Annotated in this window: 16 protein-coding genes; all 16 read left to right on the top strand. The window is 41.6% G+C overall.

Annotated elements, in window-relative coordinates; translation table 11 throughout:
* Nucleotide 1: 1 nt before the first annotated feature.
* The 16 genes from J1N09_RS04970 (at nt 2) to J1N09_RS04895 (ending at nt 16,150) form a co-directional block, all read left to right on the top strand.
* A complete protein-coding gene (locus J1N09_RS04970) occupies nt 2-775 on the top strand; it encodes a glycosyltransferase family 2 protein (RefSeq protein ID WP_265198592.1) in 774 nt (257 codons plus the stop codon).
* A gap of 1 nt (nt 776) precedes the next feature.
* Nucleotides 777-1,661, top strand: a complete 885-nt coding sequence (locus J1N09_RS04965) for a glycosyltransferase family 2 protein (protein ID WP_265198591.1) — start codon at nt 777-779, stop codon at nt 1,659-1,661.
* 5 nt (nt 1,662-1,666) lie between these two features.
* Complete coding sequence (locus J1N09_RS04960; RefSeq protein ID WP_265198590.1) at nt 1,667-2,602, top strand: NAD-dependent epimerase/dehydratase family protein; 936 nt, start codon at nt 1,667-1,669, stop codon at nt 2,600-2,602.
* Nucleotides 2,580-3,545, top strand: coding sequence for a glycosyltransferase family A protein (locus J1N09_RS04955; RefSeq protein WP_265198589.1), 966 nt, complete (start codon nt 2,580-2,582; stop codon nt 3,543-3,545). The genes J1N09_RS04960 and J1N09_RS04955 overlap by 23 nt, the downstream gene beginning before the upstream one ends.
* Nucleotides 3,546-3,552: 7 nt before the next feature.
* Nucleotides 3,553-4,224, top strand: coding sequence for a sulfotransferase family protein (locus J1N09_RS04950; protein ID WP_265198587.1), 672 nt, complete (start codon nt 3,553-3,555; stop codon nt 4,222-4,224).
* Nucleotides 4,217-5,137 carry a glycosyltransferase family 2 protein gene (locus tag J1N09_RS04945; protein WP_265198586.1) on the top strand — a complete coding sequence of 307 codons (921 nt, stop codon included), beginning with the start codon at nt 4,217-4,219 and terminating at the stop codon, nt 5,135-5,137. Before J1N09_RS04950 ends, J1N09_RS04945 begins: the two co-directional genes overlap by 8 nt.
* The gene (locus J1N09_RS04940; protein WP_265198585.1) at nt 5,134-6,210 is read left to right on the top strand and encodes a glycosyltransferase family 4 protein; all 1,077 of its coding nucleotides are present in this window, start codon (nt 5,134-5,136) and stop codon (nt 6,208-6,210) included. The genes J1N09_RS04945 and J1N09_RS04940 overlap by 4 nt, the downstream gene beginning before the upstream one ends.
* 103 nt (nt 6,211-6,313) lie before the next feature.
* On the top strand, nt 6,314-7,309 hold the full coding sequence (locus J1N09_RS04935; protein ID WP_265198854.1) for an N-acetylneuraminate synthase family protein: 996 nt from the start codon (nt 6,314-6,316) through the stop codon (nt 7,307-7,309).
* Nucleotides 7,306-8,466, top strand: a complete 1,161-nt coding sequence (neuC, locus tag J1N09_RS04930; protein WP_265198584.1) for a UDP-N-acetylglucosamine 2-epimerase — start codon at nt 7,306-7,308, stop codon at nt 8,464-8,466. Before J1N09_RS04935 ends, neuC begins: the two co-directional genes overlap by 4 nt.
* Nucleotides 8,466-9,158, top strand: coding sequence for a cytidylyltransferase domain-containing protein (locus J1N09_RS04925; RefSeq protein WP_265198583.1), 693 nt, complete (start codon nt 8,466-8,468; stop codon nt 9,156-9,158). The genes neuC and J1N09_RS04925 overlap by 1 nt, the downstream gene beginning before the upstream one ends.
* The gene (locus tag J1N09_RS04920; protein ID WP_265198582.1) at nt 9,158-10,522 is read left to right on the top strand and encodes an MGDG synthase family glycosyltransferase; all 1,365 of its coding nucleotides are present in this window, start codon (nt 9,158-9,160) and stop codon (nt 10,520-10,522) included. Before J1N09_RS04925 ends, J1N09_RS04920 begins: the two co-directional genes overlap by 1 nt.
* Nucleotides 10,519-11,646 carry a glycosyltransferase family 4 protein gene (locus J1N09_RS04915; RefSeq protein ID WP_265198580.1) on the top strand — a complete coding sequence of 376 codons (1,128 nt, stop codon included), beginning with the start codon at nt 10,519-10,521 and terminating at the stop codon, nt 11,644-11,646. Before J1N09_RS04920 ends, J1N09_RS04915 begins: the two co-directional genes overlap by 4 nt.
* On the top strand, nt 11,643-12,758 hold the full coding sequence (locus tag J1N09_RS04910) for a glycosyltransferase family 4 protein (RefSeq protein WP_265198578.1): 1,116 nt from the start codon (nt 11,643-11,645) through the stop codon (nt 12,756-12,758). Before J1N09_RS04915 ends, J1N09_RS04910 begins: the two co-directional genes overlap by 4 nt.
* Complete coding sequence (locus tag J1N09_RS04905) at nt 12,755-13,813, top strand: glycosyltransferase (RefSeq protein WP_265198576.1); 1,059 nt, start codon at nt 12,755-12,757, stop codon at nt 13,811-13,813. Before J1N09_RS04910 ends, J1N09_RS04905 begins: the two co-directional genes overlap by 4 nt.
* Entirely contained in the window at nt 13,810-15,165 is a 1,356-nt protein-coding gene (locus J1N09_RS04900) for an O-antigen ligase family protein (protein ID WP_265198575.1), read from the top strand. Before J1N09_RS04905 ends, J1N09_RS04900 begins: the two co-directional genes overlap by 4 nt.
* The gene (locus tag J1N09_RS04895; protein WP_265198573.1) at nt 15,131-16,150 is read left to right on the top strand and encodes a glycosyltransferase family 4 protein; all 1,020 of its coding nucleotides are present in this window, start codon (nt 15,131-15,133) and stop codon (nt 16,148-16,150) included. Before J1N09_RS04900 ends, J1N09_RS04895 begins: the two co-directional genes overlap by 35 nt.
* Nucleotides 16,151-16,180: the final 30 nt, after the last annotated feature.

The raw sequence follows: 16,180 nt of genomic DNA, 5'->3' as shown, positions 1-16,180 counted from the left end.
AATGAAACAACCTTTTCTAACCATAATCACAATCAACTATAACAACCGCCAAGGGTTGGAAAAGACGGTTAGGTCTGTGCTTGGACAAACTTTCAAAAATTACGAATATCTTATTATAGACGGTGCCTCAGACGATGGAAGTAAGGATTTTCTATCGCAAAATGAGGAAAATTTCAGCTTTTGGGTAAGCGAACCGGATACGGGTATTTTCAACGCTATGAACAAGGGCATCAATCATTCCAGTGGTGAGTTTCTGTTGTTTCTGAATAGTGGCGATACCCTGAATGGGAGCAGTGCACTCGAGGAGTTTATTGGTCACGATGATTTCAAAGGTGATATCATCTATGGGGATTACAAGTTCGATAAAGGAGGAAAGGTATATGCCGATGAACTTACACCTTTATATTTTGTAAGGACGTCTCTTCCACACCAGAGTACATTTTTCAGAAAAGAGGTCTTTGAGACTATGGGTGGATATGACGAATCGTACAGGATCATTTCTGATAGGGTGTTCTTTGTAGCCTGTTTCTTCAGTAGAAAATTCGAATTCAATCACATTAAATACCCTCTGGTACATTTCGACCTTGAAGGTGTGAGTAATGATGCAGAATTTCGGGAACAGAAACTTGCCGAGGACAAAAGAATGTTCGATGAATTCTACGGTGAACACTACGATGACTACCTTAGAATGCTGGAATTGGAACGTGAGTTAAATCGAGCGAAACGCAATACATTCTCCGGTATCCTGAAACGCATTAAACGCAAACTCAGTTAGGATGGAGACACCATTGATAAGCATAATCATCCCAACTCTCAATCGCTGCGATTATCTGGCCTTGACACTTGAAAGCGTGTTGAATCAAACCCATCGTCCAATCGAAGTGATTGTTGTTGATGACGGATCTATTGGCAATGCCAATCGAGAGTTGTGCAACAAATATCCCGAAGTCTCCTATGTGTGGATTGAGAATAGTGGTGGCCCGGCCAAACCGCGTAATGTTGGAATTGAAAAAGCGAATGGTGATTTTTTAGCATTCGTCGATGATGATGATATCTGGTTGCCGGAAAAACTTCAGAAACAAATAGAAGTGCTAAATAATCACCCTGGATTTGGGCTTGTACACGGCCCTTGCTCCGTTATTGACGAGAATGGGTCACTAACTTCTGAAATTATTGGGAGATCCGGGGATCCAATGGAGAAGCACGGCGATGTTCGAATGAGAATGATGGGGAATTGGACACTGATGATGCCTACACCATTGGTCCGGAAAGAACTGGTCTTGGAAGTTGGCAGGTTTAACGAAGAGATCCCTGCTGCCCTGGAAGATGTTGAATTCTGGGTCCGATGTAGTTTTTACACTAAATTTTATTTTCTTGATGATCTATTGGTTAGATATCGAAAGCATTCCAACAATATCTCATCCAACCAGGTTAAGTACCTTAAACTTCCCTTATATTTGAATGAGGTTCGAAAGAAAATGCTTGTGATTAACCGGATAAACACGGTTGAGAGTGCTGCATTGATGAAGAATCTTGGAAGGATGCAACTCAAGATGATGAAGAGAGGTCGAGTGAAGGTATTGAGAAATATGTTCACGCTAGATCCGTTTTGGTTTCTGAAATTAAATAACCTGAAAGTGCTCGCTAAATCTTTGACCTGATGGAAATGAAGTATTTTTTAATAACCGGAGGTGCCGGAAATATCGGGAGTGCCCTGGCTCATGAACTGTCTAAAGCTCCTAATTGTACCGTAGTGATTGTGGATAACCTGGCAACAGGTATGAAGTCGAAGCTGCCGCAAGGCGACAATGTGGTCTTCATTAAAGCCGACGTTAACAATTACCACGATGTTGTACCCATATTCGGAAGGTATGATTTCGACTACGTCTTTCATTATGCCGCAGTGGTGGGTGTTCAACGAACACTAGATAACCCGATGATGGTCCTTGACGATATTGAAGGCATTAAAAATATCCTATCCCTGTCCAAGAATACAGGAGTTAAACGTGTTTGTTATTCGAGTTCTTCCGAGGTATACGGGGAGCCATTTGAGATTCCACAAAACGAACAAACCACTCCTTTGAATTCCAGGTTGCCTTACGCCATCGTTAAGAACGTAGGTGAGGCTTTCTTTCGATCTTATCAACAGGAATATGGCTTACCATACACAATTTTCCGCTTCTTCAACACTTATGGACCTAACCAAAGTGAGGATTTTGTGATCCCGAAATTCATTCGGGCCGCTATGGCAAATGAACCGCTTTATGTTTATGGTGACGGGTTACAAACCCGGTCATTCTGTTATGTAGACGATAATGTGGACACATGTCTGCTGGCGTTGGAAAGTGACGAGTATGCCAATGAGGTCCTAAATATTGGTAGCGACGTGGAAATGACCATATTGGAGCTGGCACAAAAGACCATTGAAATAACAGGATCTTCTTCAGAAATTGTGCATTTGCCACCGTTGCCTGAAGGGGATATGACACGAAGGTGTCCGGATATCTCAAAAATGAAGAGACTCCTTCAAAGGGATCTCATCACCCTGGAGGATGGATTGAATCAATTAGTACGCTATTATGAGACTAGGACGGAATCCTGAAAAAGATAATACTAGGTTATCCGTTGATTCGTATCACCGGGTGATCATTCCTGTTTACATCCCCAATCTGACCGAGGATTATTTTCGAGATGGGCTTAAGATCCTGAGATTAAGCCTGGAGTCTTTACTACATACCATACACGACAAAACGCGAATTTCGCTCATTAATAACAGTTGTTGCGAAGAGGTTTCTGCATACTTGAAGAATCAATATGATACGCATGAGGCCATTGACCAATTGCTTCTGTCCCGTATTAACCTTGGAAAAGTGAATGCCTTGTATTCTACTATAAAAAGTAATCTTGAGCCCTTAATGACGGTGGCAGATTCGGATGTATTGTTTCTGCCCAATTGGCAAGTGGCTGTTGAGGAAGTATTAGCGGAATATCCCGAAGCTGGAATGGTTTCCCCGGTACCTTCTGTTGGATCATTAAAGGGGTCTTTCCTTAGGTCGACCATCGGTTTTGCGTACCTGAATGGCCGTCCCAATTACGAAAAAGTAAAGAACCTTGAAGGGATACAAAATTTCCAAAGAAGCATTGGTAATACGAAAGTGTTTGATGAAGAATCTACAAAGTACCACACTATTGATAGAAATGGTGTTAAGGTTGTCCTGGGATGTGGACACTTCATGGCTACGATCAGGGCAAGTGTTTTCAGTAATAGTCCGAATGGGCCATCACAGCATAAAATAGTGGGTGGTAGCGAGAAGATGTACATCGATAAACCCAATGATCGGGGCGGTTATCTTAAACTTTCAACCCATGACAACTACGGTTACCACCTTGGTAATAAATTCGAAAGTTGGATGGAAGAGCGAATGGAATCGATACGTCAGGAGCCAGGAGAAAGAAAAATAAATTCAACCGACTTCTCCATTTCCAAACCTAGCAGGAACTATTATATATTTGGGTACGTTATCCAGAAGTTGTTTATTCGATAATCAATTTATGATCGATCACAAAAAAAAACTGTTGTTTATTCATGTTCCGAAGAACGCCGGAACCAGCATTGAGCGCGTTGTTTTCGATAGCTACGATTTTTCGAAAGGTTGGAGCCGGGAATACTTGTATGGCTTCGACCAGGAGCTTGGTTTCAACCTTCAGCACGCAACATTAAAACAATTACTCGATCATGAATTGATCTCAAAAGAAGTACTGGAGACCTATGATAGTTTTGCAGTAGTTAGGAATCCATTCACTCGGGCAATTTCAGGATATACCTGGCTGATGAAAGACCTCAGAATAGAAGGTTCCCTAAGGGACTTCCTAACGCGAGAAGGGGCTTTTTCAGAGGAAGCCTTGAAGCAGGCACCTCATTTCGTGAATGATCATTTCTATACCCAGTCAGAATTCGTCACTATGAACGGAGAGATCGCAGTCGATAAGCTTTTGAAATTTGAAGACCTTGCGGCAGATTTCAGAAGGTTTGCCAACAAAGTGAGTCCGAAACTTAAACTCACCTCCCACTTCAAAAAGAATAGAAGAAAAAAACGGGATCTTGCGAAATTAATAACTTCAGAGAATGAACAATTGATTAGGGAGATTTACAGGGATGATTTCATTAATTTCAATTACCGCGATCGATTCAGTAAATGGAAATATTTTCTTGGGTATGCCTAAGATCGCCTTCATATTAATTACCTATAATGGTGAAGTATACATCGAGAAATGCATCCGAAGCATCCGTGACGTATTTCAGAATGCGTATGTGATTGTTTTAGATAACAATTCCAGCGATGGGACCAGAAAATTGCTGAGTGATATGAACCCTGACGAATGTATCCTATTGGAAGAGAACCTGGGATTTGGTAAGGCTAATAATATCGGAATCAGGCTGGCCTTAAAGGCAAATTGCGATTCGGTCTTTCTTGTGAACCAGGACACGTATTTCCTGGGAGAGGATGTTCAGCCGTTTCTCAATGCAAGTAAGCAATCATTTAAGAATGGTTTTGGGATCGTAAGTCCGATACATCTCGCGCCCAACGAATCTGACTTCGATCGAAAATTCTCTGAGTATATTTCTGAAAGAAATGCACCGGGATTACTCACCTCTATAAATCACCAACGAGAATTGGACCGTGTGTACAGAGCGAAATCGGTGAATGCTGCTGCATGGTATATGTCTAGGGAGTGTATTGAGAAAGTGGGCGTATTCGATCCGATATTTCCTCATTACGGGGAGGATACAGATTATATTAAACGTATGCGCTATCACAAAATGAAGATTGGGGTGATCCCGAACCTTCGCATAGTTCACAACCGGGATCAATCGATAACTACGGATACCAAGAGACACTATCGAGCCACTGCGATATGGGCAATCACGTATGTAAAGGATATCAATCGATCCATGGTGACACAATACTTTAAATTGCCTACTGAAACATTTAAAAGATTCAGAAGACGGGGAGCAGGATGTTTTGGAGCTTTGAGTAAGGCATTAAGAATCAAATGGTTGATATACAGTAAATTGGGAGTGATTAGAAAACACAGAAAAATTAGTAAGGCAACGGGTGCATTTATCAGTATATGAGCAATCAGGTAACAGTTTTGGTGAGTAATACGCCCATTCCTTCCAATCGAATCGGAAGTTGGGTGACTCGTATTAATACACTTATTAAAAATCACGATTGTTTCGATTATATCCTGTCACCGTCAAATACCTTACCTAAAAATATTTTCTGTAAAAAACGAAAGTTCATTTCATATCACAAATGGATCCGTAAAAAAGTGTTATTTAATTGGGTAGCGAAGGATTACCTGAGAACCCTAAGTAAACTTTCAGAAGAACACTCAGCAATCACTGTTGTTGTAATGGATGACCCCCATCTTATAGAGGCGATAGCGTTAAAAAAAGCTAAGTTCAAAGGACAGCTGAAGATCATCTTTTCGTTTCATGGTTTCCAACTCAAATTGCGGCAAGAGATAGTGGCCGCTATCGATAAAGTTCTATTTCTTTCTAAGGCTGGCAGAGACAAGAGTATTGCGAATTACGTTGAATTCAGTCCCAAGACTGAAGTAGTCTGGAATGGTGTGGATTCCAGTCTCTTTTATCCCCTGGAAGACATGAAAAGGACGACAATGCGGAATAAATTGGGGTTTACTAAGGATCATCTTATTTTAGCCTGGATGGCAAACGACAGGCCCTTGAAAGGGTTTCATTTATTTAGAAAAATGGTTCTTGAACTACTATCGAAGTACGATTATCTGAAGGTTATAACAATGGGAACCCAACAGAAGATTGATCATCCTTCTGTACTCAACGTTGGCCGGCTACCACACGGTGAAATACCCAATTATTTACAGTTGACCGATATCTATGCCTTCACTTCACTTTACGAAGAAGGGTTTGGACTCTCGATGATAGAAGCCTTGAAATGTGGTAATATAGTGATAGCATCTAGTCTCGGCGCTATCCCCAATGTCCTCTCAGGATTAGCTCGTTGCTACTTTGTGAATGACCCTTATAGTTCAGATGAATGGATAGCCCGTACAGCATCAGTGATCAATAATTTCAGTGGAAATCGAATATCAATTTCGGAGGCTGATGATATATGGAATTATCGTGATTGGCAAGTCCGTTTTATAAGCGCAATTATCAATTAATTATTGGTTAAGTTGCCTTTTTTGTTTGTTAGGCCGATTGAACGGAGCAACAATGAAATTTAATACCTATTTTTGAAGATACGAACCAACAACCTACTTTTTGATCACCACCATTGCTGAAATAGGACAGGCCCACGAAGGTAGTTTAGGAATGCTTCACGCTTATATAGATGCGGTTGCAAAGACCGGAGTAACTTCAATCAAGTTCCAGACCCATATAGCCGAAGCTGAAAGTAGCCTTCACGAACCATTTCGGGTGAAATTCTCTAAACAGGATGAAACACGTTTCGATTATTGGAAACGAATGGAATTCACAGTTGAGGGATGGTGTGAAATCGGGACACACTGCAAGGAAGTAGGACTCGAATTCATTAGCAGCCCTTTCAGTAATATGGCGGTAGATGTGCTTGAAGAAGCAGGGGTAGAACGATATAAGATTGGAAGTGGTGAGGTTAATAACTTCCTTTTGCTTGAGAAGATAGCCACTACGGGAAAACCAGTGATCTTGTCAAGTGGGATGAGTTCGTTTGACGAAATTGATGCTTCTGTTGCTTTTCTGAAGTCGAAAGGGATCGAATATTCAATTCTTCAATGCACTACCAGCTATCCCACCAAACCGGAGAATTACGGACTCAATGTAATAAATGAACTAAAGAAACGCTATGGTGTTAAGGTTGGATATTCGGACCATTCTGGTAAGGTTGCCACCGGGATATCAGCTATCACACTTGGGGCAGAAATACTTGAATTCCATGTTGTTTTTAATAAGCAGATGTTCGGACCCGATGTGAGTTCTTCGCTCACTATGGATCAGGTTTCAGAACTGGTTGCCGGTGTAAACGATATATCGATTGCAATGTCTAATCCTGTTGATAAACGTGATAATTCAAAATATGCGGACCTAAAGAATATCTTCGAAAAATCACTCGCAATTAATAAAGCATTGCCCAAAGGTCATGTGTTGCAATTCGGGGACCTGGAAGCAAAAAAACCAAAAGGATATGGCCTGGACGCAACTCTATTTCAAGATGTCATAGGGAAATCACTCACACGGGATATGGAACAATGGGAGTTTTTAAATAGTGAAGATATGTCATGAGCGAAACACGGAAAATTTGTGCGGTGATAACAGCGCGACCATCTTATAGTCGGGTTAAATCGGTGCTTACGGCCATCAAGGAACACCCCGCTCTTGAACTACAACTGGTGGTTGCAGGATCTGCACTCCTAGATCGATATGGGAACGCAGTGAATTTCATAGAAAAGGATGGTTTTGCTATTAGTGAAAAGGTATTTATGGTCCTGGAAGGCGAGAATAAAACAGCTATGGCCAAGACTACCGGTCTGGGAGTAATGGAATTGGCCAATGTGTTCTACAATTTGCAACCCGATGCAGTGCTCACTATTGCTGACAGATTTGAAACGATAGCAACTTCAATTGCTGCTGCCTATCAGAACATACCTTTGATACATCTTCAAGGTGGTGAAGTGACAGGGAACATCGACGAGAAAGTTCGGCATGCAAATACGAAATTAGCCGATATTCATTTTGTTACTTCTGATGATGCCCGAGAGAGGGTTCTTAAAATGGGAGAGGACGAAAAATATGTTTTCAATACGGGCTGCCCTTCAATCGACCTTGCAGCGGAGGTCTTAAACGATCCCAGGCTGGATTTCGATCCGCTGGAGAAATACGGTGGAGTAGGTGCAGATGTCTCGACCGATGCTGACTACCTTGTAGTTATGCAACATCCTGTTACCACCGAATACGATGCTGCTAAGCAAGATGTTACCAAGACGCTTAAGGTTATTGATCAATTAGGCGTACCAACTTTTTGGTTCTGGCCAAACGTGGATGCCGGTGCCGACGGAACTTCAAACGGCATACGATCTTATCGCGAAAAACACAACCCGAAAAATATCAGGTTCTTTAAGAATATGGAACCAGATGATTTCCTCCGCTTATTACTGAATAGCAAGTGCCTTGTTGGAAATAGTAGCGTAGGGATAAGGGAGTGCGCCTTTCTAGGTGTGCCTGTAGTGAATATTGGAACACGCCAAAACCGAAGGTTACGCGGACAGAACGTCATTGATGTTTCATACGACGAAGAGGAGATTAAAGAAGCTATCAATGCGCAGATTCAGGAACCTAGAAATGGAAAAAGTAATGTCTATGGCAACGGTGATAGCGGTAAAAAGATTGCAGATATACTCGCAAATATCGAATTGCGGTTCCATAAAACCATAAGCTATTAATGAAGATTCTTGGGCTCATACCGGCTCGCGGAGGTAGCAAGGGAATTCCGGGCAAGAATAAAAAACTACTCGGGGGTAAACCCCTGCTACAATACACAGCGGAAGCCGCCTTAGGTTCGAAATTACTGAGTAGTGTTATTTTTTCTTCGGAAGATGACGAATTAAGGCAGATCGCAATAGGGTTAGGTCTGGAAGTCCCATTTGTTCGCCCTGAACATTTATCAACCGATTCTGCAGGATCTTTGGAAGTAGCGCAACACGCTTTGCAGGAAATGGAGGCGCAAGGAAAGTATTTCGATGCGCTTTGCCTACTACAGGTAACTACGCCTTTTCGTAATTCAGAATATATAGACCGTTCTATTAAGACCTTTGTTGAAAGTAAGTCGGATAGTCTGTTATCGGTGCAGCAGGTCCCACATCATTACAACCCTCATTGGGTATTCAAAAAAGGTGAAGATGACAAATTATACCTGTCTACGGGCGAAAAAGAGATTATTAAACGTCGACAGGATCTGCCGCTATCATATATAAGGGATGGCTCTATCTATATTACAAGAAAGGATATTTTGATGGATAGGAATTCTTTTTATGGGGATAAGGTTGCCTACATTGAAAGCGATCCGGAAATCTTTGTGAATATAGATACTATGACCGATTGGGACAGGGCCGAACAAATCGCAAAAACACTCTAATGAAGAAGGTGTTTCTTTTGGTACCTGATGGAGTAGGAATCAAGAATTATTTGTATTCCGATGTATTTAAGGAAAGCAACATCGAACTGCACCTTTTTCATAATTTCGATCCGGCCACCTTAGAAATGGTAAATTCTAAATTAGAGTTGAAAGGGTCCCTCGAAATACCCAATTACCGGGAAAGTATTAAGGAAAAGTACCTCCGTGAACTTATTCACTTATCACGACTTAAATACAACGCACAAAAAGAGAATAATCCAACAATACTTAAATTCTGGAAACGGGGTCATAAGAAACTGAAGAATCGTTTGTTCTATGCAGTGATCGAATTCCTTTCGTCATTCAAAAGATCGTACAAATCCATTCTGGCGATGGAAAATCGCTACCAGAATGTTCTTCGCAGAAGTACATTTTACAAGGAGATCATTGAAATTTTGAAAGAACATCAGCCCGACCTGATCTTTTGCACCCATCAGCGATCCTTAAAAGCGCCAACTATATTCAGGGCTGCAAAGGATCTCGGCATTACTGCTATCACGGTGATCTATTCCTGGGATAATCTCCCGAAAGCGAGATTAGCACTACAGGCCGATTATTATTTGGCGTGGTCGGAATACATGAAAAACGAGTTACTGAATTTCTATACTGAAATAACAGAAGATAAGGTTGTTGTAACGGGGACACCCCAGTTTGAATTCTATGATGATCCTGAGAATATCATAGAAAAGGAAGTTTTCTTCGAACGGTTTGGTCTGGACATCAATAAAAAGATCGTTTGTTTTTCCGGTGATGATGTGCGCACATCGCCTTATGATCCTCACTACCTGGAAGACCTTGCAGTGGCTATTTCACGATCCGATTTGAAAGATAAAATACAGATTGTTTTCCGTCGCTGTCCTGTGGATTTGTCTGGACGATATAAATGGGTTATTGACAAATACCCTGATTTAATCAGAGAAGTGGAACCCTTGTGGAATTTCGATTCTGAGGTATGGAGTGCTGTCTATCCTACCTATGCTGATGTTCAGTTATTGGTTAGCCTCGCTCATTATTCTCACTTAGTGGTAAATGTAGGATCCACCATGGCCTTCGATTTTGGAAAGTTTGGGAAACCTTGTGCTTATATTAATTATGACCATAAGAAAGATCCGAATTGGTCTGTTGACACTATATACAAATACCAGCATTTCAGAAGTATGCCTGGTGAAAAAGCTGTTTTTTGGTTGAATTCGAAAGAAGAGATCGCCAGTAGTATTAAGAAAGTTTTGGAAGAACCGGCTACCAATATCAAAGATTGGTTTGAAATCGTTGTTGAACCAAACGTTATAGCATCAAAAGAAATTAAAAAGGTAATCGAACGATGAACATAGTTTTCCTGTCACATGAATATCCACTATGGGCACCCGGAGGTGTGGGGACCTTCCTTCAAACTTTTGGCAGAACGCTGGTAGAAAATGGCCACAAAGTGACAGTACTCGGAATAGGGGACAGTTGGAAAGAGCAGCTCCTGGACGATCAGGGGGTTCGGCTTATTCGGCTTAAAAAGAATAAAAGTAACCTACCCAACTTCCTGCATATCGCACGCCAGGTGAATCGAAAATTAAAATCACTTCAAATTGAAGAACCCATCGATATCATTGAATCTGCAGAATTAGGGCTGGCCTTCGTTTCCAGGTCACACCCCGCCAAAAAAGTAATCCGTTTGCATGGAGGGCATCACTTTTTTTCCGAAGCTGAAAAGCGAGGTATCAATTGGAAAAAGGGAATTCTGGAAAAACGTTCTTTCAAGAAGGCAGATGCCTTTATAGCTGTGTCGAATTATGTGAAAGATCACACGGAAAAATACCTGAGTTATCAGGGGAAGCCGGTTGAGATCATAAATTACCCTATTGAAACATCACTTGAAATACCGCATGTTGAGATAAAGAAGAATAGGATCCTCTTCGCTGGAACTATATGTGAGAAGAAAGGGGTAAGACAACTAATTGAAGCATTTAAAATAGTAAGAGAGAAGCATCCGGAAATGATCCTGGATCTATATGGAAGGGACTGGTTATACCCGGACGGAAGTTCATACATTCATAGGTTGAAGGATAGTTATGATGAGTCTTACTTTGGGAATGTAATCTTTCATGGGGCTATTTCAAGAGAATTGCTCAACAAAAAATACGCTGAGGCCACTTTTTGTATTTTTCCGTCTCATATGGAAACCCAGGGTTTGGTTTCGTTGGAAGCTATGTTGCTGAAGAAACCCGTGATTTTTTCAGAGTATGGACCGGGTCCTGAAACAATTGATCACGGTGTGACGGGTCTATTGTGTAATGTCTACGATCCGGGAGATATAGCTGAGAAGATGCTCTGGTGCATTGAAAATTTGGAGGAGGCTTTGAAGTTAGGCGAAGCAGCCTCACCAGCTGTGCGAGAGAAATATAACAAAAGCACTATTTTAGATAAGAATATCGCCTTTTATAAAAGCATTTCTAAATGACCTTTGCCATAATTACCCATGCGGAGCATTACCTAAATCAGGGTCTTTTTTACTCCTATGGGCCATATATCAGGGAAATGAATATCTGGCTCTCCCATGTAGATAAAGGTTATGTAGTGTCCCCTGCAGTACAGAAAGAACCAGGTAAGATTGATCTTGCTTACGATCCACAACCTGAGAAAATTCTGAATGTTCCTGCAATTTCAGTAACTAACACTAAGGAAGTACTTAAGGCGCTTTGGTTCACCCCTTTTATATTATATCGCATTTTTATGGCAATGTACAAGGCGGATCACATTCATCTGCGCTGTCCGGGAAATATTGGTCTTCTCGGCTGCATCGTTCAGATATTCTTTCCGAAGAAACCGAAGTCAGCCAAATATGCCGGGAATTGGGATCCGGGTGCGAAACAGCCGAGATCCTATAGATTTCAAAAATGGCTGCTTGCCAATACTTTTCTCACTCGAAATATGAAAGTACTGGTTTATGGTGAATGGCCGGATCAATCGAAGAACATCGTTCCATTTTTCACAGCCAGTTATTTGTTAGAAAAAGCTTCCACACAACCGATTTCTAAACCCATGGACCCATTGCGGATGTTATTTGTAGGAGGCTTAACTCCAGGTAAACGACCTGAGTATGCAATCGAGATCTTAAAGCTACTTCTGGATAAAGGCGTAAACTGCCTTCTGGACGTTTATGGTGACGGCGTTAAAAGAATCCAATTAGAGACGATGGTGAGGGAATTCCAACTTGAGGGTAAAGTCAACATACATGGTAATGTTCCTGCGGTAATAGTTGAAGAAGCATATCAGGCCGCTCACTTTCTGATATTACCCTCAAAATCAGAGGGATGGCCGAAGGTTGTTGCTGAGGCGATGTTCTGGGGTTGCATACCGGTAGTAACTCCCATTTCATGTGTTCCATGGATGGTGGACGATGGTAGGAGGGGAGTACTCTTAACCCTTGATTTGGAACAGGATGCTATGAATCTAGTCATTTTACTGTCTGATGAAGCACGAATGAAGTCTATGTCGAAAGAAGGACGAAGATGGTCACATCAGTATACTTTGGATGCATTTGAGAACGAGATCGTTAAGTTTGTGTCATGAAGGTCCTGCAACTAATAGACTCTCTCGATCCCGGTGGCGCCGAAAAAATGGCGGTCACACTTGCTAATTCGTTGGTAGGTGAAGTTGAAGCATCACTTCTTTGTGCGACACGTAAAGAAGGCTTGCTTAAGGAAATGCTCAATAGGAATGTTGGTTACTACTTTGCTAATAAATCTGGCTCTCTAGACATAGTCGGTTTAATGCGTTTAAGAAAATTTGTGAAGAAGAACGACATTGATGTAATTCACGCCCATTCTTCTAGTTTTTTCTGGGCTACCCTGCTAAAATTCACCCTGCCAAAGCTGCGAATTGTTTGGCATGACCATTACGGTGGCAGTGAACAGCTGGCAATGAGAAAGCATAGATCCTTAGGTTTTTGCTCTCGCTATTTTAGTGTGATAATTGCAGTTAATACTAAATTGCAAGCCTGGGCAAAACAAAACTTGCACTGTAAAAGAGTGGAATATCTGAAGAACTTTGTTTCACCATACACTTCAAAAACATCCATTGATCTAAGTGGTGATCCCAGCCAAAGAATTGTGTGCTTAGCAAATCTACGCCCTCAGAAGGACCACATCAACTTGTTCAAAGCGTTTGAAATAGTCCAGGAATCATTTCCAATGGCCACGCTGCACTGTCTAGGTAAAAAGGTTAACGCCAAGTATAGCACAAGCCTTGAGGCGTATTTAGAGGAAAATGACTTAAAGGGTGTTTTTATGCTTGGGTCTCAGAAAGATATTCATCATTTACTGGAACAAGCTTCGATTGGTGTACTTTCATCTGAATCGGAAGGTCTGCCCTTAGCTTTGTTGGAGTACGGTATGGCGGGATTACCCGTTATTTGCACAGATGTTGGGCAATGTAAGGAAGTTGTTGGAGATTTTGGTCAAGTAGTTCCATCAGGTGATCCCGAAGCACTAGCAAAAGTTCTGACTATGTATCTAGTCGAAAAGGACAAAGCCCGTGCGGATGCCGTCCAATTTTCGGAACACATTAAGGCAAATTATTCTTTTAAAGCTATCTTGCCTCAATTAATGAATATATACAACGGGTGAAACGAGAAGGCTCAATAAAGAAGATCACCTACCTGCAACTTGTCCTTGTGCATATCGGTATAGGTCTAGTGGTCTATAATTTCAGACCCAGTGCTAAGTTCATTCTCTTTGCGGCTATTATCTATTTCCTTTTTCGAATCATTTCAAACACTAACAAGAAGGACGAGGTTCTTCTGGCGGCAGGATATATCACTGGTTTTGAAGTATTCTCGCGTATGACGGGAGGTGCGTTCTCCTATGAGTTTGCTAAGTACGCGGTAATCATGTTCTTAACAATTGGTATGTTTTATCGTGGATTTAAACGTAAATCCTGGATATATGCACTCTACCTTTTAATGCTTGTACCGGGAATTCTCTTTTCGGCTATTAACCTTGATTATGAATCCAGCGTAGCCAACGCTGTAGGATTTAATCTCAGTGGTCCTGTATGTCTAGGAATATCTGCACTGTATTGCTATGACAGGCGAATGCCCTTATCCAGATTAAATGATATCCTCTTATCCGTATTGCTACCCATCGTATCGATGACTGTATATCTTTACCTCTACACACCCAGCATTAGAGATGTTTTAACGGGTACACAGTCGAATTTTGAAGCCTCAGGAGGGTTCGGTCCCAACCAGGTGGCTACGATACTCGGACTAGCGATGGTGATCTTGTTCACAAGATTATTTCTAAAAAAACAGCTCCTTTTGAATCTCATTGATCTAGGTCTTTTAGCCTTTATAAGCTATCGTGCCATAGTAACATTTTCCAGAGGTGGGGTGATAACCGCCGCGATCTGTGCGTTGGCGTTCTTCGTGTTGTATTTCTATCGAAGCAAGACGAGCACCAAGGCATGGCTGGTGCCAAGAATTTCGGTGGTTACTGTGGTGGTGATCGTCACCTGGTTCTTTACTTCGTTCTCTACTTCGGGTCTGATTGATAAACGCTATGCGAATCAGGATGCAGCAGGAAGGGAGAAGTCAGATCTTTCAACAGGAAGATTGGAATTACTGGATTCGGAGTTACAGGCCTTTTACGAGCAACCCATTACAGGGATTGGAGTAGGGAAGGTAAAAGAATTTAGGGCCGAGAAGACAGGAAAGGTATCTGCAACGCACAATGAACTTAGTAGGATTTTGTCTGAACATGGAATTTTCGGGTTGTTTGCCTTAATGATATTGGTCTTCGCTCCGTTGGTAATTCGTATCAGGAATAAATCAAATATTTATTTCTATGCCTTTTTGATTTTTTGGTTCCTAACTATCAATCACTCTTCCATGAGAATTGCGGCACCAGCTTTTATATATGGCCTGGCATTAATCAATGTTGTGAATGGACAAAAGAAGAATCGTATACTTAGGAAATAAGGCTTCAGCCTTCGGCGGTACTGTCACTACTATGGAGACGCTCATCGGATTATTACGATCTGAAGGCTTCGAGGTGGTTTCAGCTTCTTCCAAACGGAATAAGATAATGCGCTTGCTCGATATGATTTTCACCTTCTTTCGAAATACTTCGCGTGATTCAGTTGTGCTGATAGACACCTACAGTACTCAAAATTTCTACTATGCCGTAACCATAGGGAATCTTTGCAGATTGCTTCGCATCCCATATATCCCTATTTTGCATGGAGGAAATCTTCCGGAACGACTTGTGAAAAGCAGAAATGCGTCATGGAAATTGTTTAACGGTGCTGAAATCAATGTAGCTCCATCCCAATACCTTATGGAAAAGTTCAAAGCCGAAGGGTACAATAATCTCACCCATATTCCGAATGTAATTGACCTTCAACAATATCCGTTCAAAAACAGAACTCGGTTAGAACCAAAATTGCTCTGGGTGCGTTCGTTCTCCCAAATCTACAATCCGGAATTAGCCATTGAACTAGTTCAACATCTTATTCAAAATGGAATAAAAGCTGAACTATGCATGGTCGGTCCTGATAAAGACGGCACGCTTCAGAAATGTAAAACAATTGCAGCCGACCGAAACCTGCCTGTTACCTTCACTGGAAAATTGGAAAAGCAAGAATGGATAGATTTGGCCGTGGATTACGATATCTTCATCAATACCACCAACTTCGACAACATGCCTGTTAGCGTTATTGAGGCTATGGCACTTGGCCTTCCTGTGGTAACCACCAACGTTGGAGGAATACCCTACCTTGCTAAGCACGATGAGAATGCCATGCTTGTTGAACCCAACAACGTCGAATTGTTTTACAAAGCGATTCTTGATCTTCTGAATAACCCGGCTAAGGCCGAAGAACTCTCTAAAAAAGCCAGATCACTTGTTGAAAATTTCGATTGGGAGGTGGTTAAACATTCCTGGCTCAAGCTATTGAAAGCGTAAATAATTAGTACATTTACCAACCGAACAGCT

Source organism: Aureitalea sp. L0-47 (assembly GCF_026126405.1).
In the GTDB taxonomy this organism is placed as follows: Bacteria; Bacteroidota; Bacteroidia; order Flavobacteriales; family Flavobacteriaceae; genus Pukyongia.
Note: the sequence above shows the minus strand (reverse complement) of the source record. Positions and strands in the feature narration are given on the sequence as shown.